The organism is Microcoleus sp. ARI1-B5, assembly GCF_036705795.1.
Classification (GTDB): Bacteria; Cyanobacteriota; Cyanobacteriia; order Cyanobacteriales; family Microcoleaceae; genus Microcoleus.
In genome coordinates, this window is sequence record NZ_JAUBVK010000001.1 from 308,804 (window position 1) to 331,996 (window position 23,193).

18 protein-coding genes are annotated in these 23,193 nt (G+C 48.8%); 8 read left to right on the forward strand and 10 right to left on the reverse strand.

All coding sequences use genetic code 11. The features are described from left to right. Positions 1-18: 18 nt before the first annotated feature. The 3 genes from clpX to tig all read right to left on the reverse strand — a co-directional run bounded on the left by clpX (position 19) and on the right by tig (position 4,267). A complete protein-coding gene (clpX, locus tag QUB63_RS01455; protein ID WP_332942982.1) occupies positions 19-1,362 on the reverse strand; it encodes an ATP-dependent protease ATP-binding subunit ClpX in 1,344 nt (447 codons plus the stop codon). A 9-nt stretch (positions 1,363-1,371) separates the two neighbouring features. Next, complete coding sequence (gene clpP, locus QUB63_RS01460) at positions 1,372-2,061, reverse strand: ATP-dependent Clp endopeptidase proteolytic subunit ClpP (protein WP_332942983.1); 690 nt, start codon at positions 2,059-2,061, stop codon at positions 1,372-1,374. A 772-nt stretch (positions 2,062-2,833) separates the two neighbouring features. Further along, the gene (tig, locus tag QUB63_RS01465) at positions 2,834-4,267 is read right to left on the reverse strand and encodes a trigger factor (protein WP_332942984.1); all 1,434 of its coding nucleotides are present in this window, start codon (positions 4,265-4,267) and stop codon (positions 2,834-2,836) included. A gap of 559 nt (positions 4,268-4,826) precedes the next feature. Between tig and QUB63_RS01470 the strand changes: the two genes are divergently transcribed. The 3 genes from QUB63_RS01470 (at position 4,827) to QUB63_RS01480 (ending at position 9,216) form a co-directional block, all read left to right on the forward strand. Further along, a complete protein-coding gene (locus QUB63_RS01470; protein WP_332942985.1) occupies positions 4,827-5,870 on the forward strand; it encodes an aspartate-semialdehyde dehydrogenase in 1,044 nt (347 codons plus the stop codon). A gap of 245 nt (positions 5,871-6,115) precedes the next feature. Beyond that, on the forward strand, positions 6,116-7,009 hold the full coding sequence (gene dapA / locus QUB63_RS01475; RefSeq protein ID WP_332942987.1) for a 4-hydroxy-tetrahydrodipicolinate synthase: 894 nt from the start codon (positions 6,116-6,118) through the stop codon (positions 7,007-7,009). 317 nt (positions 7,010-7,326) lie between these two features. Then, positions 7,327-9,216, forward strand: coding sequence for a ribonuclease J (locus QUB63_RS01480; protein WP_332942988.1), 1,890 nt, complete (start codon positions 7,327-7,329; stop codon positions 9,214-9,216). Positions 9,217-9,319: 103 nt separating this feature from the next. Here QUB63_RS01480 and QUB63_RS01485 read toward each other — a convergent pair whose 3' ends face one another. From QUB63_RS01485 to QUB63_RS01495, 3 genes are all read right to left on the reverse strand, one after another. Next, positions 9,320-9,595 carry a MoaD/ThiS family protein gene (locus QUB63_RS01485; RefSeq protein ID WP_332942989.1) on the reverse strand — a complete coding sequence of 92 codons (276 nt, stop codon included), beginning with the start codon at positions 9,593-9,595 and terminating at the stop codon, positions 9,320-9,322. Positions 9,596-9,706: 111 nt separating this feature from the next. Further along, complete coding sequence (gene thrC / locus QUB63_RS01490; RefSeq protein WP_332942990.1) at positions 9,707-11,005, reverse strand: threonine synthase; 1,299 nt, start codon at positions 11,003-11,005, stop codon at positions 9,707-9,709. A gap of 518 nt (positions 11,006-11,523) precedes the next feature. Further along, a complete protein-coding gene (locus QUB63_RS01495) occupies positions 11,524-11,784 on the reverse strand; it encodes a MoaD/ThiS family protein (protein WP_332942991.1) in 261 nt (86 codons plus the stop codon). A gap of 497 nt (positions 11,785-12,281) precedes the next feature. Here QUB63_RS01495 and QUB63_RS01500 point away from each other — a divergent pair, with 497 nt between their 5' ends. Continuing rightward, on the forward strand, positions 12,282-12,569 hold the full coding sequence (locus QUB63_RS01500) for a hypothetical protein (protein WP_332942992.1): 288 nt from the start codon (positions 12,282-12,284) through the stop codon (positions 12,567-12,569). A gap of 774 nt (positions 12,570-13,343) precedes the next feature. On the opposite strand, the gene QUB63_RS01505 is transcribed toward QUB63_RS01500, so the two are convergent. Together QUB63_RS01505 and QUB63_RS01510 are read right to left on the reverse strand one after the other, a co-directional pair. Beyond that, on the reverse strand, positions 13,344-14,720 hold the full coding sequence (locus tag QUB63_RS01505; protein WP_332942993.1) for a cytochrome P450: 1,377 nt from the start codon (positions 14,718-14,720) through the stop codon (positions 13,344-13,346). A gap of 138 nt (positions 14,721-14,858) precedes the next feature. Next, positions 14,859-15,470, reverse strand: coding sequence for a hypothetical protein (locus QUB63_RS01510; RefSeq protein ID WP_332942994.1), 612 nt, complete (start codon positions 15,468-15,470; stop codon positions 14,859-14,861). Between the two features lie 817 nt (positions 15,471-16,287). Between QUB63_RS01510 and QUB63_RS01515 the strand changes: the two genes are divergently transcribed. The 4 genes from QUB63_RS01515 (at position 16,288) to QUB63_RS01530 (ending at position 21,335) form a co-directional block, all read left to right on the forward strand. Next, positions 16,288-16,866, forward strand: a complete 579-nt coding sequence (locus tag QUB63_RS01515; protein WP_332942995.1) for a COP23 domain-containing protein — start codon at positions 16,288-16,290, stop codon at positions 16,864-16,866. An 11-nt stretch (positions 16,867-16,877) separates the two neighbouring features. Further along, positions 16,878-17,537, forward strand: a complete 660-nt coding sequence (locus QUB63_RS01520) for a S1 family peptidase (RefSeq protein WP_332942996.1) — start codon at positions 16,878-16,880, stop codon at positions 17,535-17,537. Between the two features lie 2 nt (positions 17,538-17,539). After that, positions 17,540-18,778, forward strand: coding sequence for a COP23 domain-containing protein (locus QUB63_RS01525; protein WP_332942998.1), 1,239 nt, complete (start codon positions 17,540-17,542; stop codon positions 18,776-18,778). A 316-nt stretch (positions 18,779-19,094) separates the two neighbouring features. Further along, positions 19,095-21,335, forward strand: coding sequence for a phosphoketolase (locus tag QUB63_RS01530; RefSeq protein ID WP_332942999.1), 2,241 nt, complete (start codon positions 19,095-19,097; stop codon positions 21,333-21,335). 330 nt (positions 21,336-21,665) lie between these two features. Here the strand turns inward: QUB63_RS01530 and QUB63_RS01535 are convergent, their stop codons facing one another. Together QUB63_RS01535 and QUB63_RS01540 are read right to left on the reverse strand one after the other, a co-directional pair. Continuing rightward, positions 21,666-22,766, reverse strand: coding sequence for a tetratricopeptide repeat protein (locus tag QUB63_RS01535; RefSeq protein WP_332943000.1), 1,101 nt, complete (start codon positions 22,764-22,766; stop codon positions 21,666-21,668). Between the two features lie 105 nt (positions 22,767-22,871). Beyond that, complete coding sequence (locus QUB63_RS01540; RefSeq protein ID WP_332943001.1) at positions 22,872-23,132, reverse strand: hypothetical protein; 261 nt, start codon at positions 23,130-23,132, stop codon at positions 22,872-22,874. Between the last annotated feature and the right edge of the window lie 61 nt (positions 23,133-23,193).

Genomic DNA, 23,193 nt, shown 5'->3' on the forward strand with positions numbered 1-23,193 from the left:
GTGCTGAAAACCTTGCTTTTAAGCTGACTCTGGCTTGGGCAGCGAAGACGGAAGTACCAACAGCTCGGCGGTCGATCGCTTCTCGACCATTTCCTTAGTAATCGTACACCGGGCAACATCCTTCCGCGACGGCAACTCGTACATCACATCCAACATCAATTCTTCGACAATTCCCCGCAGCGCCCGCGCTCCTGTTTTGCGGCGGTATGCTTCCTGGGCGATCGCCCGAATAGCATCCGGCTTAAAGTCCAACTGTACGTTATCCATCTTCAGCAGCTTTTGATACTGCTTAACCAAAGCATTGCGCGGCTCAGTCAAAATCGCCATCAGCGTTTCCTCATCCAGCGGATCTAACACCGCCGCCACCGGCACCCGCCCGATAAACTCCGGAATCATCCCAAATTTTACCAAATCGTCTGGTTCCAGTTGCCTTAGTACATCAGCGGCCCGCTTTTCCTTCGGCGCAGCTTCTCCCGGCTGAATAAAACCCATTGACTTTTTACCCGTTCTCTGCTCGATCACTTTGTCCAGACCGACAAAAGCGCCGCCGCAAATAAACATGATATTGCTGGTATCAATTTGGATGCAGTCTTGATAGGGATGCTTGCGACCGCCTTGAGGAGGTACATTGGCGATCGTCCCCTCCAGCATTTTCAGCAGCGCCTGCTGCACCCCTTCCCCCGACACATCCCGGGTAATCGAAGGATTTTCGCTCTTGCGGGCAATTTTGTCAATTTCATCAATATAAATAATGCCGCGCTGCGCCTCTTCCACGTCCATATCTGCCACTTGCAGCAGCCGCAGCAAAATATTTTCCACATCTTCCCCGACATAGCCGGCTTCCGTCAGCGTCGTCGCGTCAGCCACCGCAAACGGCACGTCGAGCATATCCGCCAGCGTCTGAGCCAGGAGAGTTTTGCCGCAGCCCGTCGGCCCGATTAACAAAATATTTGATTTTTGCAGTTCTACTTCTTCCGGGGGGTGCTTGCCGCTATTTTTAGTTTGAATAAAGCTGAGGCGCTTGTAGTGGTTGTAAACTGCCACCGAGAGCACTTTTTTCGCTTCTTCTTGGCCGATGGCGTTTTCGTCGAGGTAATTTTTTATTTCCCTCGGCTTGGGGATTTGGCTCATCGACATACTTTTGCCCGAGGTAGCGCGGCGCTTTGGCGTCGTTTCCTGCTTCGGAACCGCCGCCGCCGCCGGCACTGCACTCGAATCAAACAACTCCTCATCTAAAATTTCATTGCACAAGTCAACGCATTCGTCGCAGATATACACCCCTGGGCCTGCGATCAACTTGCGCACTTGCTCTTGAGACTTGCCGCAAAACGAACATTTTAGATGGGAGTCGTACTTAGACATAACAGCCTCTTATTTCAGTGCAGTGACGTTTTCTCCCGCAGCCGGAAGATTTTCTTTTGCGATAACTCGATCGACCAATCCGTAATCTTTGGCTTCATCGGCTGACATAAAAAAGTCGCGCTCTGTATCTGCCTCTAACTTGTCGAGTGGTTGACCTGTGTGGTGCGCTAGCAGTTGATTCAGCTTACGCTTATGATAAAGGATTTCCTTGGCTTGAATCTCAATATCAACTGCTTGACCTTGAGCGCCTCCGAGCGGCTGGTGGATCATAATCCGGGAACTCGGAAGAGACATCCGCTTCCCGTGGGCTCCGGCTGTCAGCAGAAATGCGCCCATACTCGCTGCCAAACCGTAACAAATCGTCACCACATCCGGGCGGATTTGCTGCATTGTGTCATAAATTGCCATACCCGCCGTCACCGAGCCGCCGGGGGAATTAATGTACATTTGGACATCTTTTTCTGGGTCTTCGGCATCTAGATACAATAGCTGAGCTACGATCGAGTCAGCCACTTCGTCAGTGACGGGAGTTCCTAAAAACACAATGCGCTCCCGCAGCAAGCGCGAGTAAATGTCAAATGCCCGCTCGCCCATCCCCGACTGTTCTAGCACCATTGGCACTACATTGCTGGGACTAGAGCTGACATCAAAATCGTTGTAGCTTGTAATTAGGTAGTTTGAAGATTGAGATACAACCATAAGACACCAGTCAAGGATACTAGACAATTTGCTGCTGATGAAAGCTTTAAATTAAGCCGCCAGCTTTTAACTATTATGCCTCGAATGAACCCCGATCGGGGGAATGGGGAGTTTTGAGTCTTCAAATTGCTTTCTTTGCTTTGCGCAACGCTGGCGTGACTCGCCTGGTTCCGAGGGTGAATGAGTTAAAACACTTAGTTACAAATCAACGCTGTTTCTAGTGCGCGCCCTACGCTTGTATAGAACTTAGCAAAAGAAACCCGGTTTCTTAGCAAAATCTGGGTTGGGAGGCGAGACATCTCAATACAAACCGGGTTTCTAGCCCCCGCGCGCCAGCCATGTTGTAGCAAGCATCAGGTGCGCGGCATTCGTGTCAACTTAAGCTTAAGAGTTGATAAATCTCGTTTACCGCCTAGGCTAGATCCCCCTCGCATACCCCCTACTCGACCCCTACTCCCCTGGTTGTAGGGGAGTAGGGGTTGACGAAAGAGTACCTCCGGTTCCCCCCTTCTTAAGGGGGGCTAGGGGGGCTCGGGGCCCAATCATCAAACAACAGTCTCTGACTGCGTTTGACGTTAATTTGGCACCAATCGGTGCTTGCTAAGCGCGCCCTTCTCCTTGTAGTTTCTAGAAGCAAAACTAGAAGCTTTTACCAGAAAGAATTGGTTGAAAGCCTCTCGCGAGTGAGGGAGAAATTAAAATCAGGCTATTCATTACTCCAATCCTCTTCCTTCTAGGTAGAGGTCGCTCTCAAACTGTCCCAGGTCAACTGTCAACTGTCAACTGTTGAATCTTGGCCTACGACTTCCACTTCAACGCTCGTGGCTGCTTCTGCAGAATCTGGGCCGTCTGATTCTTCTGCTTCTTCCTCTGCTGCGGGATTCAGAGAGCCTTCAGGTACGAGTTCAATTGTCCCTTTTTCTTCCAACCATTTCAGGGTTTTTTGTTTCAGCAAGTCTTCTGCTACAAATTCCCGCAACTTTTGAGGGTCAAAATCTCCTTTGGGAAACTGCTTTCTGACTCTTGCTACTTCTGCTGCTACTTCTGCGTCTTCCACAGACAAAGATTCCAGCTTGGCTACTTCTGCCAGAGCTAGAGTCTGCTTAAGCCGATCGATTGCTTCCGGGCGCGAACGTTCCCGCATCGGCCCCATATTTTCTTCGGTAAACAGTTGGTTGATATCTATGCCGTAATTTTTCAACTGCATGGCTTGTTGGTTGAGCAAATAGTCGATTTCGCGAGCGAGCATTGTTTCGGGAATTTCCACATCTATTAGCTGCACCAGTGCTGCTGATATGGCTTTTTCCTTATTAGCAGATGTCTTGTTTTCTTGCTCTGTTTTAAACCGATTTTCCAGGGATTCGCGGAGTTCTGCTAAAGTTTCAAACTCGCTGACTTCTTGAGCAAAGTCGTCGTCGAGTTCCGGCAATTCTTTTTCCTTAAGTTCTTTCAGGGTAATCGTAAAGACTGCCGGTTTTCCCGCTAATTCTTCACTGCTGTACTCCGGAGGGAACTGCACGGAAACTTCTCTAGTTTCTCCCGGATTCATCCCGATCATGCCTTGGATAAAGCCCGGTACAAACTGATTTTCCGACAGTTCTACTTGAAAGTCTTCGGCATCGCCGCCGGGAATTTCTGCGGGAGTTTCGCCTTCGGCTGCTTCTGCAAATCTACCCGCGAAATCAACCAAAGCCACGTCTCCCAACTGAGCAGATCTGCCTTCTACGGGGATTAAAGTAGCTTTGTCCGAGCGATATTTTGCCAGTACCTCATCTACCTGAGCCTCGTCATACTTAGCTTCTTCTGCTTGAAGCTGCAAACCGGTGTACTGACCCATTTTCGCTTCTGGTTGTACGTCAACCTTAGCCGAAAAAGTTAGAGACTGTTCTGGATCGAACTTCTCTAGCAATTCTTCAAACTCGCTGCGCAGTTCAAAACTGCCAATTGCCTGAATTTTTTCTTGTTCGAGAGCTTTTTGCAGCGAATCATTAATCAAATTTTCCAAAGCTGTAGCTTTCAAACGAGTCTGGCCCAGGCGCTGCAGCAAAACTTGGCGGGGAACTTTGCCTTTGCGGAACCCAGGAATATTGACCTCGCGAGCGAATTGTTTAATTACCTGCTCGTAAGCTTGTTTTGACTTTTCTGATGGGACTTCGATTTCCAAACCTATTTGGCTAGCTGGAAGTTTTTCCTGGGTTACTTTCATCGGCTTTTGTGATATTTAACAATAATCTAATAAAATACATACAAATCTGACTTTGCCTGCATTTTAAGTTTGTACGTTTTGAATTGTAGCGGCACAACTACAAACACCTCTACCGGATGAGACTGTAAGTCGTTTCCGGCTACTTTTTTCGCTCTTGCCAAATAGTTTTGGTTTGAGGATACTAGGTTTTGTTGCTAGGAATGTGGAGGTTAAGTCCACTAATTGCCGATGCACCTTAGCACATATCGCCCTGTGATGTCAATGTAGCCGGCATAAGTGGCACGTCAAGTCAATGGATGCGTCTGCTAAAAGGCAGATATATCCCAAAACCTAACCCGATGCCGATAGGGCGCGGACGATCCAATAGCTGCAAGCAACGCTTGCGGCGAAAGATGCTAAACTGGGATTGAGTACGATCGACCGTTCCGGTTAACTGCACCCTTGCCACCGTCTGACTGTGCCCAGATCGCATAACATTAATTAAGTTTAATATTGAGTATTGCAGTATTTAAATTTTAGATTTCGATCGTTTAGACTCTAATTTGTGGAGGAAACTAATTTGTCTCAATCCTATCGAGTTGCCATTTTAGGAGCTACCGGCGCTGTCGGTGCCGAGTTAATGGAGCTTTTGCACAGCCGGAAATTTCCCATTTCTGACCTGAAGCTGCTGGCTTCGGAACGTTCAGCAGGCACAACTTTGCCTTTTGGCGGCGAGATGCTGCCGGTAGAGGCGGTGTCCGAGCGATCGTTCGATAATGTAGATATAGTGCTCGCCTCTGCCGGCGGCTCTACTTCTAAACTCTGGGCTCCGAAAGCAGTGGCAGCCTCTGCCGTGGTAATCGACAATTCCAGCGCTTTCCGGATGGATGCGAGCGTGCCGCTAGTGGTTCCCGAAGTCAATCCCCAAGCGGCGGCAACTCACCGAGGTATCATTGCCAACCCCAACTGCACGACAATTTTGATGGCTGTTGCTGTTTGGCCGCTTCACAAAGTTCGGCCAGTCAAGCGCATAGTTGTAGCTACTTACCAGTCTGCCAGCGGTGCGGGCGCGAGGGCAATGGAGGAAATGAAAGATCAAGCCAGAGCAATTTTGGCAGGGGAAACTCCCAAAACCGATATATTTCCCTACCCCTTGGCTTTTAATTTGTTTCCGCACAATACGCCGATTAACGATTTGGGGTATTGTGAGGAAGAGATGAAAATGGTCAACGAAACTCGGAAGATTTTTGGTACGGACGAGATTAAAATTACTGCAACTTGCGTGCGGGTTCCCGTACTCCGCGCTCATTCGGAGGCGATTAATCTGGAGTTTGCAGAGCCTTTTAGTCCGATCGAGGCCAGGGAAATCTTAAAAGAGGCGATCGGGGTTAAGCTGGTAGAAGACTGGCAAGCTAATTATTTCCCGATGCCAGCCGAAGCCAGCGGTAAGGATGAAGTGCTAGTCGGCAGGATTCGCCAAGATATTTCTCACCCCTGCGGGTTGGAGATGTGGCTGAGCGGCGATCAAATTCGCAAAGGGGCTGCTTTAAATGCGGTGCAGATAGCTGAGTTGCTGGCCGATAAAGATTTGCTGCGAATCCAAGCAGCGGCTGCTTCTATTTAGGGCTGACTCGGCCCAAAAAACGGATGCCAGCCCCCTACTTAAGTAAGTCGTGGAGAACCCAAAATTTTAGACTCCTGTTGAAGAACCCAGATTCATCTGGGGACTCAATTATTTAATCTAAAATCTCAAATCTCAAATCGACTGAAGCTGGCCATACGGCAATTGAAATGAAGATTTTAGATAAACCTTTCATCTGAAATCAAAAATTTAAAATCAAAAATCAACAGTCTAAAATCGGAGAAAGTGTGGTAAAGTTTGGACGGGTTCTGACTGCAATGATTACGCCGTTTAAGGAAGACGGCAGCGTTAACTATGCGGTAGCAGAACAATTGGCAGTTCATTTAGCCGATCGCGGTACTGATAGCTTGGTAATATGCGGAACAACGGGCGAGTCTCCTACTATGAGCTGGGATGAAGAGTACCAATTATTTCAGGTGGTACAAAAGGCAGTAGCCGGTAAAGCTTTGGTAATCGCAGGAGCCGGCTCGAATTCAACTTCAGAAGCAGTCGAAGCTACGCAAAAAGCAGCTAAACTCGGGTTGGACGGCTGTTTGCAGGTGGTTCCTTATTACAACAAGCCGCCGCAAGAAGGTTTGTACAATCATTTTCGGGCGATCGCGCAATCTGCTCCAGAATTGCCTATAATGTTATATAACATCCCCGGTCGCACAGGCCAAAATATGTGGCCGGAAACAGTAGCTCGATTGGCAGAAATCCCCAACATTGTGGCAGTCAAAGAAGCAAGCGGCAACTTGGATCAAGCAAGTCAAATTAGGTGCTTGACATCACCGGAATTTGCGATCTATTCTGGAGATGATTCCCTAACTTTGCCAATGTTGGCAGTAGGAGGATCTGGCGTAGTTAGCGTAGCCAGCCATCTGGTAGGAGAGCAACTGCAACAGATGATTAAAGCTTTCGAGGCCGGTCAAGTTCAAGTCGCTACCCAGATTCACTTGCAACTTTTTGACCTGTTTAAAGCTCTTTTTCTCACCACAAATCCCATTCCCGTCAAGACAGCTCTCAAACTTCAAGGCTGGGATGTAGGTTCCACCCGTCCGCCACTGTGCGCTCCGCCCGTTGAGGTAACTGAAAAGTTAAAGGACGTACTGAGTCAGCTAGCTGCAGTATCTGCTAGCTAGATAGGCGAGAACGAGTTTTCAGACAACTGAATATTGGTTGCGATCGGTCATTAGTTCTTAATCATCAGTCATTAGTAATTAACTGTTAGCTACTTACTAACAGTCAATAATTAAAGACTGAGGATTAAAGAGTGAAGGCAGAAAACAACTGACTGCACGGGATAGTAAAACCCGCCTGGGAGTTTTCCATAAATATTTGGAAAAAAATCGCCCTACCAACGAACAGCAGACGACAGACGACAGACGACAGACGACAGACGACAGACGACAGACGACAGACAACAGACAAATAACAAAATAACTAACAAAGGATACGCATGATCAAAAATACAACTGCATCGGCTCTAAAAGTTATTCCCCTCGGCGGGCTGCACGAAATCGGTAAAAACACTTGCGTGTTCGAGTACGGCGACGAAATAATTCTTTTAGATGCAGGTTTAGCGTTCCCCACAGATGGAATGCACGGTGTAAATATTGTCCTCCCAGACATGACTTACCTGCGGGAAAACAGCCACAAAATTAAAGGTATGATCGTGACACACGGTCACGAAGACCACATCGGCGGCATCCCTTATCACCTCAAACAATTTGAAATTCCAGTCATCTACGGCCCGCGTTTGGCGATGGCTTTGCTAGCCGGAAAATTGGAAGAAGCCGGAGTGTCTCACCGCACGGAATTGAGAACGGTTCGCCCCCGGGATACGGTAAGAATTGGCAAAAATTTCTTAGTCGAATACATTCGCAACACTCACTCGATGGCTGACAGTTTCACGGTGGCAATTCACACTCCTGTCGGGATTGTAATTCACACCGGAGACTTTAAAATTGACCACACTCCTGTAGACGGCGAGCATTTTGATTTGCAAAAGCTGGCGGAGTACGGCGAAAGAGGCGTCCTGTGCTTGATCAGCGATTCTACTAACTCGGAAGTTCCTGGTTTTACCGCTTCAGAACGTTCTGTCGCTCCGAATTTAGACAGAATTATCGCTCAAGCAACGGGACGGGTGATGGTGACGACATTTGCTTCGTCGGTACACCGATTGCAAATTGTTTTGGACTTGGCTAAGAAAAACAATCGGTATGTCGGAGTGGTGGGCCGCTCGATGCTTAATGTCATCGCTCACTGCCGCAATCTCGGCTACATCAAATGCGAAGACAGTCTTTTCAAACCTCTGAAAGAAATCCGCAACTTGGCTGAAGACAAGGTTTTGATTTTGACTACGGGTTCCCAAGGCGAACCGATGGCGGCGATGACTCGGATTGCTAACGGCGAACATCACGAACTGAAAATCAGAACAGGCGATACAGTCATTTTCTCAGCTAATCCGATTCCGGGAAATACGATCGCAGTGGTAAACACGATCGATAAACTGATGATGCTGGGAGCAAACGTGGTTTACGGCCGCGACAAAGGCATTCACGTTTCCGGCCACGGCTGTCAGGAAGACCAAAAGTTAATGATTAACATGACTCGTCCCAAGTTCTTCTTACCGGTACACGGGGAACACCGGATGCTGGTTCAGCACTCCAAGACGGCTCAAAGCATGGGCATTCCCGCGAGCAATATGGTGATTGTTGACAACGGCGATGTCGTAGAATTAACTGAAAATTCGATCCGAGTTAGCGGTAAAGTGCCTTCAGGAATAGAATTGGTAGATGCTTCTCGATCGGGCGTAGTGAAGGCGAACGTCCTCAAAGAACGCCAGCAGTTAGCCGGAGATGGCGCGGTGACAGTAGCTGCGGCGTTGAATGCAGAAGGGAAGTTGGTTGCTACGCCGCAAATACACTTGAAAGGTGTGGTCACATCAGCCGATCGCGCCCTGTTACAACAATCGATCGCTCAAACCATTGACACTGTGTTGAGCGATCGCTGGTCGGAGTTTGTCAGACCTTCTGCAACTTCGGAATCAGGAGTTGATGTGGACTGGGTAGGAGTTCAAACCCAAATTGAACGCGCAATTAGCCGCGTGTTGCGCCGGGAACTTCAAAGCAATCCCATGCTAGTATTCCTGATGCAAATTCCCGAAGGAGCATCTTTTGTGAAATGGGAAACACCAGCAGTGACTCCGGGTTCCCTGGAAGCACCTAAGCTATTAGGCGGCCAATCATCCACACCGGCGCCAACACCAGCACCCGTTCCTGCTAATAAAGTAACAGGTCGTCGTCGCCCCCGGACGGCAGCCAAAGTTGCTTCCGTCGTTTCGTAGAATGAAGTTGATCGACCGCAGATAAACGCCAATAAACGCAGATAGTAATTAATTCTATCTGCGTTTATCTGCGTTTATCTGCCATCATCTGCGATCGCTCTCATCAGCCGCCAGCAACAGCCGGAACAATACTGACTTCATCGCCATCTTGGAGGGAAGTTTGCGTGCCGTCCAAAAAGCGGATGTCTTCGCTGTTGACGTAGAAATTGAGAAATCTGCGGGGTTCTCCCTTTTCGTCACACAGGCTTTTTTTGATGCCGGGACAATTTGTTTCCAGCGATTCAATCAGTTCGGAAATAGTCCCGCCACCGCATTCAATGGTGGCTTGATTGTTAGTGAATTTTTGCAGCGGAGTGGGAATTAAAACTTTGACGGTCATTTTTTTGAGTCCTTAGTCCTTAGTCATTAGTCAGCAGTCATTAGTCCTTAGTCATTAGTCAGCAGTCATTAGTCAATAGCTTAACAACTAATGACTAATGACCAATAACTATTAAACCGAAGCTTGTTGCCATTCTAAGCGTTCGAGGGTGCGGGCGCGTTCCAGGGCGCGCTCGAATGCTTCCAGTTTTGGTTCGAGGGTGATGGGTTCGCCGATGTAGCCTTGAACTGCTTCCTGAGTCTTCAAGCCGTTGCCGGTGATGTAGGCAACGGTAGTTTCGTCGGGATTGATTTTACCTGCTTCTACGAGTTTCTTCAAGACTGCGATCGTCGTGCCGCCTGCGGTTTCTGTGAAGATGCCTTCAGTTTCTGCCAGCAGTTTCATGCCTTCGATGATTTCGGTGTCGCTGACGGATTCGATGTTTCCGTTGGTTTTGCGGGCGATTTCGAGGGCGTACATACCGTCTGCTGGATTGCCGATCGCGATCGACTTAGCAATGGTATTCGGTTTGACTGGTGTCACGAAATCGCGGCCTTCGCGGTATGCGCTCGCGATCGGGGAACAGCCGTCAGCTTGAGCGCCGCTGAACCGAACTTTCTTGTCATCAACTAAACCGACTTCGATGAATTCATTAAAGCCTTTGTAGATTTTTGTGAACAAGGAGCCGGAGGCGAGGGGGGCGACGATGTGGTCGGGCAATTGCCAGCCTAGCTGTTCGGCAACTTCGTAGCCGAGGGTTTTCGAGCCTTCGGAGTAGTAGGGGCGCAAGTTGATGTTGACAAATCCCCAGCCGTGTGTATTGGCGACTTCGCAGCAGAGGCGGTTAACTTGGTCGTAGTTGCCGTGAACTGCCATGACAGTTGGATTGTAAATCAGAGTGCCGAGGACTTTGCCTGCTTCTAAGTCTGAAGGGATGAAGACTACGCAGTCGAGGCCGGCGTGGGCTGCGATCGCAGCGGTGGAGTTAGCTAAATTGCCGGTGCTGGCACATGATACCGTGGTGAAACCCAATTCTCTGGCTCGGCTGAGGGCAACTGACACCACTCTGTCCTTAAAGCTAAGAGTGGGCATATTCACGGCATCGTTTTTAATGTAAAGATTTTTGAGACCGAGGCGGCGCGCCAAGCGGTGGGATTTTAATAGAGGAGTCATCCCCGTGCCGACATCAATGACGTTTTCTGTAGCGACTGGTAAAAATTCGCGGTAGCGCCAGATTGAGTTGGGGCCTGCTTGGATGGTTTGGCGAGTGACGCGGCGGCGGATAGCTTCGTAGTCGTACTTGACTTCTAGCGGGCCAAAACAGCAATCGCAGACGTGCTTGGCTTGGAGTTCGTACTCTTCGCCGCATTCTTTACACTTGAGGGCTGTGAAGGTTGCTGCTGTGGATTGTGTTCTGGTTGCCTGGGTCATAGCTCAACTCTCTAGTTTTGCGATGTTTTCTAATTCTTGTGCAAGATTAACACGGTCGATCTACGCCGTCAACCATACCCGATTTTTTTAGTCGGGATTGATTTCCCGCACTATTTTGTCGGAAATGTGAGGTAGCTGGAGCGTCCTCAATCTCTTTGTCTGACTGGTTTACAGGCTCTGCCGGAGAATGCTGCTAGAGAGCAAAAACCTCTCGATTAACCGAACTCAAGAACGAGGGTGCTGCAAAACTAATTTCAAAAATTTATAAAGTTTTTTTTGCTGGGTAACTCACAACTATTGGGCCCGCCCATGGGGGCCGAGAATCGGGTTTCGAGGTATGTTGTTGCGATGAAAGCGCTGTTATACGTATATAACAGCGCTTTCATCGCAACAGCGTACCCAAGAATTACCCCATTTTGTGTTGAGTAACGAAAAATCTGGGAAGAAACCGGGTTTCTGAAGTCAGCGCGCGATCGTTCCCAATTTTTTAATTCTGCCATCGCAAATCCAAAATCGTATTATCCGCCGCTGACGGGGGGGATGAGTACAACTTCGTCCCCGTCTTGGAGGATGGTGTCGGGGGAGACGAATTCTAGGTTGATGGCGAAACGGGTGCGCTCGCGCCACTTTTCTAATTGAGGGTATTGGGCGATCGAGCTTTCGAGGACTCTTACCACTGGGGTTTCGGGAGGAAGTTCTACTGTAAGTTCAGAAACGCCGTAGGCTTCACCGAAGGCGGCGAACAATTTAACGGTGATGGTAATCGAAGAGTTAGACACGGCTGTTTTGTGCGATCGACAGTTTGGCAATTATCAACTACACCATACAATTAATTGGGAATTAGGCGCGCCGAGGCTTAGAATTGAAAGCGGCAATCTCTAGTTTAGTTTTGCCCCATCTGGTAAAAATGACAGTTGATTGCAGCAAAAAAAACCGCACAGCCTTGTATGCCGATCGCTCTCACCAACCAGCGGTTAGAAGCAGTTTGCATCCGCTTATATCCAGCTAGCTAATGTCGAGTTTGCTGCTGTTGAGGCTCCTGCAAAACTTTTTTTGAAGAGGCGGTATAGATACTTTAAGGTAATTGTAGGAGAGTACAAAAACATCGCACGAAATTTAGCGGGCAACAACGCAGACAATGCCCTGCTAAACGGCTGATTTTCGACAATAATCTGGTTGTCAAGTGCAGCTTGGAATTTTCTAAGCTAAGCAGGGCAAAGCCAAGCGTGCCGTTCTATCTAAGAATAACAGTCAAGTTAACGCGATCGAGATATTTATGGCAAATAACGATTTTAAAGTGCTTCAAATTATTGAAGCTAAAGGCTGGTATGCCTTTGGGAGTACGAAGCAAAGCCAGCACGTTGAGAGGTGGGTAAGACCTGTCGTGTGTTGGGTTTTAATAGAAGATAAAAAAAAGCAGCGGATTGTGACTGCTACCGCTAGCTATCAGATCGAGATTGACGATAAAGAAGTCGAGTTTTTTGCCCACGAAAGCGAAATTCAAGATATCGAGAGTCTCCCGAAGTCTGTCTCGGTGTCGGAATTTCTGAAAACAGAAGATTGAGGGAACTATAAAAGGAGATTATTTAACAAGTTATTAATTATTCCTTAGTAATTCCTTAAACTTGCAGCCGGATTCTATTGAACTTAGAGGCAAAACCTCTAGATTGGTCTGTCCAGGACGCACTCCCATCAAAAAAACCGGGTTTTTACGCCGATCTGCGGGCTGCCACGAAGTGTTTTCGCAAAAAACCCGGTTTATGATATCATTTCCCCAAAAAATGCAACTGTCGGCCCGCGATCCAAACCCTTAATTGATAAGTCATTCCCCAATCTTCAATGCTTCAATGCGAAAATCAAAAATGGTATGACCACCCGCCCGTCCAGGACTATCTATTTCAAACACGAGGAAAATTGATACTTTTGCCTTGCCTTCTGTATTTCTAGCTGAAGGTCTCGATCGCCCCAAAAAATAAAGAGGCCGGAAGATTGCAGGCAATGCCAACACGCTTCCGACCTTGCTGAATAACAGGGTATGCATATGTTTTTAAAGTATGGCAGGCAAGCTTTCGAGATATCAAGAGGGCTATTGCAATCACCCACTTTTGCTCTCAGGGTATGTTTGCAAGGTTCATACCATTTTAGACAGGAATTTTGAAATTGGAGGGTGGGTGATGGTTATAGGTGAAGGATTCTAGCTATTTTTATGTAGCGGGTGCTACCAAAAATGGGGGCAGCAGCGGTCGATCGCACTTTGGGCCTAAATTGTTTGCACTCAAGGCAGAAGTAGGCGGGGCGTAGCTATCGTCCGCGTGAATCGACGGCTGCTGCTGCGACATCAAACCCCACTAGCAACCGCTTCAGGCATCTGCCGCCGCATCCGCCGCCCCAGCAGGGCCATCCGCACGCCGCCCGCTGGCGCTAAAGTCACCCCTCGGCGTTTGGCCTGTACGGGCTGTTTCTCGGCTAATTCAAGGTCGAAATCGCGCAAAATGGTTGCCAGCACCAATTTCATCTCCAACTGCGCCAGCGCTAAGCCGATGCAGCGGCGACTACCGCCTCCAAAGGGCAAATACTCGTAAGGCGAGAATTGCCTCTCCAAAAACCGTTCTGGTTTAAATTGCAGCGGTTCTGGATACAAATCCTCCCGCCGGTGAGTCAAATAAATCGAGCCGACGACAACCGTGCCCGGTTCGAGTTGATGTCCCATAAGTTCCACGGGCCTGAGCACTTCTCGCGGAAACGTCAGCATTCCCACGGGGTAAATTCGCAGCGTCTCCTGACAAACTGCACTCAGGTAAGGTAAGCGGAAAATCTCCATCGGGTCGGGATTTTCCCCCAAACTGTCCAATTCTTCCAGCAACTTCTGGCGCACCGAGGGCAAGTGGTGAATCCAGTAAAACGCCCAAGCTAGGGCCGTTGCTGTGGTTTCGTGGCCTGCAAACAGCAGCGTCATCAACTCGTCGCGCAATTCTTCATTGGTCATTGGTTGCCCGTTTTCGTCGCGCGCGACCATCATTAAGCTGAGAATGTCGGTGCGGTTGGCGTCTGGTTGCAGTTTGCGTTCTTCAATTTCCGCGTCCATCAGTTCGTCAATTGTCCGCTGCCGCTGTTTCATCCGTCCCCAAGGACTCCAAGAGCCCCAATCTTGCTGCATCCACTTCAGAAACAGTATGCTCGATCGCACGGGAGAGTCGGTCATATTGACGACTGAGCCAAGTAGCGGCTTGAGTTCTTGCAACCGCGGCCCGTCATCCAGGCCGAAGACAGCCTGCAAGATCACTCGCATGGTGACTTCCTGCATGGCGCTGCGGGCCACAAAAGGTCGATCGACCGACCACTTGCTGGCAACATCTCGAGCGATATCGCAAATTAGTTGGCCGTAATTCCGCATCCGTTCCCCGTGAAAGGGGGGCATCAATAATTGGCGCGATCGTTTGTGCCTTTCTCCCGAGAGCATAATCATGGATTGTTCGCCCAGCAATGGTTTAAGAATGCTGTTGAGCCTGCCTGGAGCGTGAAGCGCGTTGCTGTTGAGCATCTCCTGGACAGCTTGCGGGTGGTCGATCATCACCAATGGCTCGATGTTGCCCAATTGAGCTGTGAAAATGTCGCCGTATTGCTTCGCACATTTATCCATGAATGTCAGGGGATCGCCGATCCATTGAATGAGTTGCACAAAGGGTGGAGCTTTGGGGCCGTTAGGTAGTGTCATAGGAATTACCTGGGTATTGGTCACAGGACTTAGCAGTATCAACAAATCTCAAAGGGTTTGAAGGTTTGTTCAATCCCTCCCAACCCTTGTTTTTAAGGGGAGAATTGCGTAAGTCCCATCTCCAATAATTTTAAGACGTTATTCTCGAACGGTACTCAAAATGTCCTCTCCGAGTTCTGTAAAACGCACAGTTTTGATTTGCCAAGGATCGTAGCTGGTTAAAGTTTGGCGCACGCCCCCAAACAAACCTAACATTTGACAACTCGACAGATTTTGCAATTTCTGGCGGGAATTCCCCAAGGCCCGTAAATCTACGGTAGCTATTCCTTGGTCGCGAGCGATCCTAACCCGATAACCAACTAAACCCAGACTAGCGAAAATCTCCTGCTTTAATACTTCATTAACTGCCGATGACATTAACTGGTTGTCTGGGCCTGTAACTGTTGCCGGCTTCAGACTTTGACAGAGATTGTCTACCTTGTAAACCGTAACTTTCGCTGTGCTGTCTTCTGATACTGCAGAACTGCCTAAAACTGAAGTAACAGAGTTAGAGGCCGGCGGTGCTTGAGTCGATCGAGCCTCAAGTTGATTTCCGGTTAGCTGTAGGCTTCGGAATTGACCGGTGCTGGCTGGGGGTTGGCTCTGGTTTGCGGTCGATTTAGCTGCAGCATCATAGCTAGAACAACTGCTACCGCCCATCAAAATTAATCCAGTCGCTAAATACCCGAACTGTTTGCAGGTACGGCTCATAGTTTTTAATACTCAACTAAACTTCTGTGTAGGTCGGGAGAGGGATTTTGGTGATAGAAAGCACTTAATCCCTGATTACACTCACTTAGAAGTATTTCCGCAGTACGAAGACGAAAACAAGTTAACAGTTCTTGTTTAACAGTCCGGACAGTTTTTAGATCGTAGCCTGAAACCCTTGATTTACTCGAAAGCAGACCCTGTTCCCGATTAGCCTAGCCTCGCAGAGGCTAGCCATGAAACCCTGATTCTACGGTCGGCAATCAAAAAATGTCCGAAATGTTGCTTGCTAATACCTTTGTTTTAGTGTTAAATCCTACAACAGGGGTATCTCCCCTCATTGGTGTAGCCCGGCCGTCTCCGGATCTTTGCAGATAAAGCTCGCGATTCAAGTCGCAAGTTAGATCGAATACCTTGTCAGTGGTGTAATGTACCCCATGCAAATTTAGCTATCCCAAGGTCTGAGGTGAACAGCCTCTTTCCGGTTGCGAAAGCTTGAGTTTGATAGTAGTAATGACGACAAAATTCAGACTTGGGCACGCATTTTGGGATGGTTCAACAACTGCGCCGCCAGCGCTGTTCTAGGGAATGTGCAAGTAGCGAACAACATACAGAAGATTTCAGGTAACTGAACTACAAAAAAAACTGGTTTCCGTAGGGCTGCACCTGTGAGTGTGGGCCATGATTCCGAGTTTCTGATGTGCAGTCGAGCGAGCTGAAATTTGCTGTGATCCGGATCTCTAATTAACTTGCTTATCAAGAGTATTATCGCAGAATCAGGTGCTTTTTGTCACAAATCTACTAAAAATCGAGCAAAAACATGATCGAACAGCAATTAACGAAAGTTTTGGCGACAACAGCGATCGCCCTGTGCTCTGTGACGGTGGCTTCAGGGCCCAGTTTGGCCCGGCCAAACGTCGGGGAAAGCGGATTTTGGTGCAGCACCTCGACAGGTGTACCAGTGACTATGTACCAAAATTCTCAAGGTGCAGTAGAGCCTTGGATTGAGTGGACTTCTGATTATTTTTCCGGTTCGGGCTACGATCCGGCAACTCGCTGTCAATTAGTCAGCCAACGCCTCGAAAGCTATCGCCGCAACCGAATGCTCAAGTACATTACCGTTGGCCAGATGAACGGCCAAAACGTCATCTGCACGGCGAATCAAGTCAATGGTGTGTGCCAAAATTTGATTTATACCCTGCGGCCGGGCCAAGACCCGATCGGCTCTTTGTATAATTTGTTAGCTTGGCGCCAAGGACAGGTGGGAATGCCCTCTACGGAGGAAAGCAGTCAAATTCCTTACATTGATGTCAGAGAAAAGCTAGGGGAAAAACCAGGGGAAAATATGGGCGATAAGGCGCAACTGCCCCCTTTTTCTGGGCCCTCGGAACTGCCGTAAAGACTGGAAAATTGCCAATCTCATGGCCAATTCCTGGGGGTGACGTGGAAAAATTGGCGCGGGAGGCGACGATACGCATCAAGACCTCGAAATCCTCGGGTTCAGGGGCGATCGTCCAGCGCCAGGGCCAAACCTATACTGTGTTGACTAGCTGGCACGTTGTGGCTTTTGACAGGGGCGATCGCACCATCGTTACGAGCGACGGCCAGATCCACCAACTGTTGGGAGTTCCGCAGCGCTTGGGCGATACGGATCTGGCGACCCTTCTGTTTCGCAGCGCGATCGAGTATAAAGTAGCACCCATTGGCGCGCAGCAGCCAGCCGTGGGAGAGCCGCTGCTGGCTGCCGGATTTCCCGCAGGTACTGGAACCTTGGCCGTAGCGCAGGGGTTCGTAGAACTGCTGCTGCCAAAATCTTTACCTCAAGGCTATAGGTTGGGCTATACAAATGAGGTTAAAATTGGCATGAGCGGTGGCCCGATTTTTAATGCCAAAGGTTTCTTGGTTGGAATTAACGGTCGAGGTAAGTATCGAGATCCCGGTTTTGGCGTCTATGCTTTTGAAGATGGAAGTGAACCGACGCCGGAATTATTGGAAAAGATGGTTAAATCTAGTTGGGGAATTCCTATCAGTACATATTTGCAGTTCGTCTCGTCTCATCCAGGGAGTTAGCGATGAATTCGTGGGGTTTGCGGTTTGACGCGATGACAGTCATCTTCACCGGTGCAGTAACGGCGGCAGCAATTGTCGGTCAACAATATGCTGCTTGTGCTAAAACAGCCCAAGAAATTGCCGAGCTAGCGATGTTCACAACTGTAGAAGTTAACAACACGCTGGGTTTTGCTGCTAGCGGATCGGGAGTAATTATTGCTAAAGAGGGCAATATTTACACTGTTCTGACGGCGAATCATGTAGTGGCAAGCCTCGCTCAAGAATACAGCATTCGCACTCATTTAGAAAAAAATTATACAGCAATTAGAATACAGAGGCTCCCGAAAAACGATCGCGATATAGACTTGGCTTTGATCCAATTTCAGAGCCGAGAACAGTATCCAGTAGCACCGCTCGGCGAGTCGGAACGTGCTGTTGTTGGTTCTACTATTTACGTTGCTGGCTATCCGCTCCCCGTCGCCTCTGGATCTGAAAGAAAACTCGAATTTACTGCTGGTATTATCTCTTCTCGCCCCGGCCGCGCATCGTCGGGGTACGGACTGCGCTATCAAGCTGTGACAAGGCGCGGCATGAGCGGCGGGCCTGTATTTGATGCTGATGGCAGAGTTGTGGGAATTCACGGCCAGGGAGATACTGTCGGCACAGTGAAGAGCCCGTGGAACGGTCAGATTGAAGAGATTAAAACGGGGTTGAATGCAGCAATCCCGATCGATGCTTTTACGGCGTTGCGATCGCAAACTAATCGTAACGGCTGGGATATTCTCAGCAGTCTTTCTATCAGCCGGCCCTCCAATCAAAGCCAACGGAATGTAAGGCTGGGGGGATTTGTGTGTGATACCTCGACGGGCGGTCCGGTGACTGTGTATCAAAATCCACAAGGGATCAGGGAGCCTTGGATTCGCTGGAATTCTAATTTCTTTTCTAGTGCTGGCTACGATCCTCTGACTCGCTGCCAACAAGTGACTCAGCGCCTTGATAATTATAACCGCAACAAACAGCTAAATTATGTCACTGTCGGTCTGGTAAATAACCAGAAAGCGATTTGCACGACTAGCCGCGTTAATGGGCCGTGCGAAGGTTTGATCTACACGTTGCGCCGCGATCAAGATCCTATTCCTGCACTTAGCAGTTTCTTTGTTTGGCTGGCGAGTGAAAAGGCTACACCTTCTCTTTTTGAAAGCGGTAATGGGATTTATATTAATGTCGGGGAACGGCTGCAGTTAGATGTTAGCGAACCCTAAATGAATAGTTGACAGTTGATAGTTGACAGTTGATAGTTGACAGTTGACAGTTGACAGTTGACAGTTGACAGTTGACAGTTGATAGTTGACAGTTGACAGTTGACAGTTGATAGTTGACAGAGGGAAGAGGGAAGAGGGAAGAAAAGGCATGGTTTTAGCAATTAAGAACCGAATCACAGTTTTGGCGGTTGCTATGAAAATTTGAGATATTGGACTGATTTATCATCCGACTTAGCAGAAGTGATGATTTTTTGCAACAAGAAAGCTATAAAATTACTGTTACATTAATTCAAGTCAAATTTTTCAGGTATCAAGCATGACTGCAACTACGCCGAAGGCAACGTCAGCAATTCCCAGTTTTTGCGAAGGAATCCAGTATTTCTCCGAGAGTGTGCCGGGTTTTGAGACTTACGGGAAAGCACCTGCGATCGCAAGCGGGAGCAAGTCGATCGCCGACTCTGCCGATCCCGCGGCCGTCTTTCAAACGATGCTGGGAGCAGACGCCCTGCGCTACCTGACGCTGCAAGTCACCGCCAGCAAGGCATCGGGACATCCGGGGGGGTTTGCCAGCCAAGCTGAGGCTTATGCCGCTTTGGTGATGCTCGGACACAAGAACATTGTCACCGAAGTCGGACACCACGCGCCGGGATTTTACAGCGCCATGTTTCTCGATCGATCTTTAGAAGACATGGGAATTTTCAACGTGCAGCAAGTACGCGATAAATTCCGAGAAAAAGACGGTTTATTAGGACATCTTTCCGGCTTCATTCCCGGCCTTTTAGCACCAGCAGGCCCCCTCGGACAAGGGCAGCATTTCGCAATGGCTGGCGCGCTTTTACACCCCGACAAACTGTTCGCTTTCACAATGGGGGACGGCGGCATGGGCGAACCCTATCCGATGAGCAGCATGGCGCATTTCCACACTGCTTATCCGAAGGCTACTAACTTTTTGCCCGTGTTAGTTTGGAACGGATTTTCTCAAGAACATCACAGCATGGTTTCGACTAAAACCAATGCTGAAATGATTGCTTATTGGCAAGGCAACGGTTTTGAAGAAGTTATCTTAGTTGATGCTAAGGAATTTGACGACAAAAATCAAGCGGGAGATTATGTTGACAGCACTGCTTTTTCATTAGAACAGCGCATGGCTTTTACTAAAGCTGTTTTACAAGGAGTTGACAAAGCGGCAAAATCGGCTCTCGGCGGCAAATTAACTGCGTTTATTATCAAACAGTTGAAAGGTGCGGGCGTCCACGCGCGCGGCGCAAAATCTCACAACCTTTATCCAAAAGATACGCTGGATGCTCCGCACATTGTCAGCGCTTTAAAAGAGCGCGCTTTGACTGCTGATGCTTGGCAGTTGGTGCGGACAAATTGCGAGCGCGCTGGCGGCGGGCCTGCGGCGAAAACCGTTGTTACTGAGTTTACATTGCCGCTGGCAGATTTGGGCGAGTTGCCTTTAGAAGAATTTGCAGTTGGGGGAGAACCGAAGATTTCGACAACTGCAATGGGACGTTTGGTGGGAACAGTCGGCGAGCGCGATCGCACTTTTCTTGTCACTAATGCTGACGGCAATGAAGCATCGGCAATTGCCAACATCAACCAAGCTCTCAAAATCATTCACCCGACGACCGATGAGTTGTACAATCAATCGCCAAACGGTCAAGTTTACGAACCTTTGAGCGAAGATGCTTGCGCGGGTTTGGCAGTAGGTTTGTCGCTGTTCGGAGCGCGCAGTTTGTGGTGTTCTTACGAATCTTTTGCCATCAACGGTTTACCAATTTGGCAAACTGTAACCCAAGCAATGGCAGAATTGCGCCGTCCAACTCCGGCAACTGTCACCTTATTTACAGCGGGTGCATTGGAACAAGGCCGCAACGGTTGGACGCACCAGCGGCCGGAAATTGAGGCTTATTTTGCGGCGATGATGCGGAACGGAAATGTGTTTCCTTTGTTTCCACCCGATGCTAACAGCATTCAAGCTTGTTACGAATGGGCTTTGACTGCTAAAAATAAGGGAGTTGTGATTACTGCGAGCAAGTCGCCGCTGCCAATTCGCACCACGTTTGAACAGACTCGCCAAGGTTTGGAAGATGGTGCAATTGTGCTGCACGAAGTCGCTTCTCCCCAAGCTCCCCACAATCAAGGCGGGAGCAAGAAAGTTGTGTTTGCTGTTGTCGGCGACATGACTTTAATGCCAGTGTTTGAAGCGGCGGCATTTTTGGAAACAGAAGGCATTGGAGTGCGGATTGTTTCTGTTGTGAATCCCCGGCGTTTGTACCGTCCAGGCGATGTTGCTTGGGATACTTGTTCGGAAGCTGACGGCGGCTTTTTGAGCGATGACAAATTTGCCGAAATGTTTGGTGGAGATGCCTTGATTGGCGTGACAGGCGGTGCTTCTGGGATGTTGGAACCTGTGATGCTCCGCAGCAATTGCCCGCGCGATACTTTCGCTTGGAAGCGGGGGGAAACGACTGCTAGTGCTGGTCAGTTGATGGCGTTTAATGGGTTGACTGCTGAGGCGTTGACTAAAAGGGCGATCGAGTTGGTTCATTAAGTTATAATTTGAGAATCTCCCGGTTAAAAACGGGAGATTCTCAATGCCCGAAGGCTAAGATATTGCGATCGAATAGGATTAACTGCATAAACTGTGATGATTAGATAGCCTTTGTCATATCAAATAAAGGTATGTTGTTGCGATGAAAGCGCTCTTGAATAATATAAGAAAGAGCGCTTTCATCGCAACAACGTACCTCAAAATTAACCCCTATACCGCTGGGAGAATGAGCTAGGAAGTCAATCGGTGCGCCTTGCACACCCTACAAACTATAAAAGCAAAAATGAGATGCTCCCGATCGCACAGGCTTAATTCCATAAACTGTGATGATTAGATACTGCCATTTTGCGGTACAAGCTGCCCAGACGACAATCGTTTAATGCCCTCCATCGCTATAGTTTCTCCAGCTTTATCGCCGCCTTGGCGGGCCATTTTCAAAGCTCGCTCGTAGGATTCGAGAGCTTTGGCAGATTGACCGAGACTTTCATAAATTGCGCCCATATTGTTGAGCAAGCGTCCGATACTTGTCTTGTCGCCGATGGCTTCTAACATCGGTATTGCTTGCTGAAAATAGATCAGCGCTTGAGTATCTTTGCCGAGTTTGCGAGAGGTAAGTGCCATGTTGTTGAGGAGGCGGCCGACGCCAGCCCTGTCTCCGATTTCCCGGCGAATTGCTAAGGCTTGGTGGTAAAATTCCATCGCTCTGTTAAAGTCGCCGATGTTGTAATAGACGCCGCCCATGTTATTGAGGGTACGGCCTAAATCGCGCCGATCGCCCTCTTTGGTGCGAATCGTCCTGGCTTGCTGGTAAAATTCGATCGCCTTGGCGTAATTTGCCTGTTCTGCGTACACCGCCGCGATGTTGTGAAAAGACTCTGCTATTTCAATTTGGTCGTTGGCGGTTTTGGCGAGTTCCAAAGCTTCTTGGTGCAGTTTCATCGCTTCGTCAAACTTGTCTGCAACCCGGTTGACAAAACCGATGAGATTGAGAGTGCGCGCGATGCGGGGCCCTTCGCCGATTTCGCGGTGAATGGCTAAAGCTTGCCGCAAAACTTCCAAAGCTTTGGGCTGCGAACCCATTTCGGCGTAAACTTCCCCCATATTGTTGAGGGTTTCTCCGATTCCCGGTTTGTCGCCTAGTTGCTTGCGAATTGCCAAAACTTGCTCAAAAGTCTGGATTGCTTCTCGAAACAAACCCTCGCGGTGCTGTTTTACTCCTGTTTCCAAGAGTTGTTCTGCTTGCGTTTTGGGGTCTGTTGCTTGGGCACGCGCGGCGAAGCTATCCCGTAGGGAATCGCGAGCGATCGCGCGCCTCGCATCTATAATTGGGGTAAATGCCCGAGCATCTGAAATTGCCAGCAAGCTGAGTGCGGGCGATAAGACAATACTTATAGCTGCGAGATAGCTGAAGTGGTAAGAGCGGCAGTACACCGATCGAGTCCTCCAATAGCCAAGTTATAACTATTAAGATAGAGCTTTTTGGGGTGTTCCTGCCGATTTTTTGTTAATTGCTAGGTTCTGGCGCGGGCTTTTGTCTTAGCAGACTGCCATAATCAGCGGCATATTGTTGAGAGCGGATATGACAGCAAAGTTTTTGCTGGGTGGAAGCGAGGCTTTTTCTGGGCTGTGCAAGATGATGTCCTGTTTGTCAAGCGTGATCCAAGCAATTCCTGACAAAACTTGAATTTCTCGATGAGTTTGAGGCAATTTGTACACCTCGTTTTTCATGAGGATTATGCGATCCTCTTCGAGGGCTCCGCTAACGGGCGCTGCACATTCGGAATATCTTTGAAGCATAGCATCTCCTTGGAAATTAAGAATCAAAAATCCACAAATTCTCCCCAAGTATCGTAGGGGC

Excerpts from the sequence above, each read along its gene's own strand:
- QUB63_RS01500 (WP_332942992.1), top strand. The coding sequence starts at position 12,282 with ATGGCAAATAACGATTTTAAAGTGCTTCAAATTATTGAAGCTAAAGGC.
- QUB63_RS01510 (WP_332942994.1), bottom strand. The coding sequence starts at position 15,470 with ATGAGCCGTACCTGCAAACAGTTCGGGTATTTAGCGACTGGATTAATT.
- tig (WP_332942984.1), bottom strand. The coding sequence starts at position 4,267 with ATGAAAGTAACCCAGGAAAAACTTCCAGCTAGCCAAATAGGTTTGGAA.
- QUB63_RS01515 (WP_332942995.1), top strand. The coding sequence starts at position 16,288 with ATGATCGAACAGCAATTAACGAAAGTTTTGGCGACAACAGCGATCGCC.
- QUB63_RS01480 (WP_332942988.1), top strand. The coding sequence starts at position 7,327 with ATGATCAAAAATACAACTGCATCGGCTCTAAAAGTTATTCCCCTCGGC.
- QUB63_RS01505 (WP_332942993.1), bottom strand. The coding sequence starts at position 14,720 with ATGACACTACCTAACGGCCCCAAAGCTCCACCCTTTGTGCAACTCATT.
- thrC (WP_332942990.1), bottom strand. The coding sequence starts at position 11,005 with ATGACCCAGGCAACCAGAACACAATCCACAGCAGCAACCTTCACAGCC.
- QUB63_RS01530 (WP_332942999.1), top strand. The coding sequence starts at position 19,095 with ATGACTGCAACTACGCCGAAGGCAACGTCAGCAATTCCCAGTTTTTGC.
- clpX (WP_332942982.1), bottom strand. The coding sequence starts at position 1,362 with ATGTCTAAGTACGACTCCCATCTAAAATGTTCGTTTTGCGGCAAGTCT.
- QUB63_RS01485 (WP_332942989.1), bottom strand. The coding sequence starts at position 9,595 with ATGACCGTCAAAGTTTTAATTCCCACTCCGCTGCAAAAATTCACTAAC.
- QUB63_RS01525 (WP_332942998.1), top strand. The coding sequence starts at position 17,540 with ATGAATTCGTGGGGTTTGCGGTTTGACGCGATGACAGTCATCTTCACC.
- clpP (WP_332942983.1), bottom strand. The coding sequence starts at position 2,061 with ATGGTTGTATCTCAATCTTCAAACTACCTAATTACAAGCTACAACGAT.
- QUB63_RS01540 (WP_332943001.1), bottom strand. The coding sequence starts at position 23,132 with ATGCTTCAAAGATATTCCGAATGTGCAGCGCCCGTTAGCGGAGCCCTC.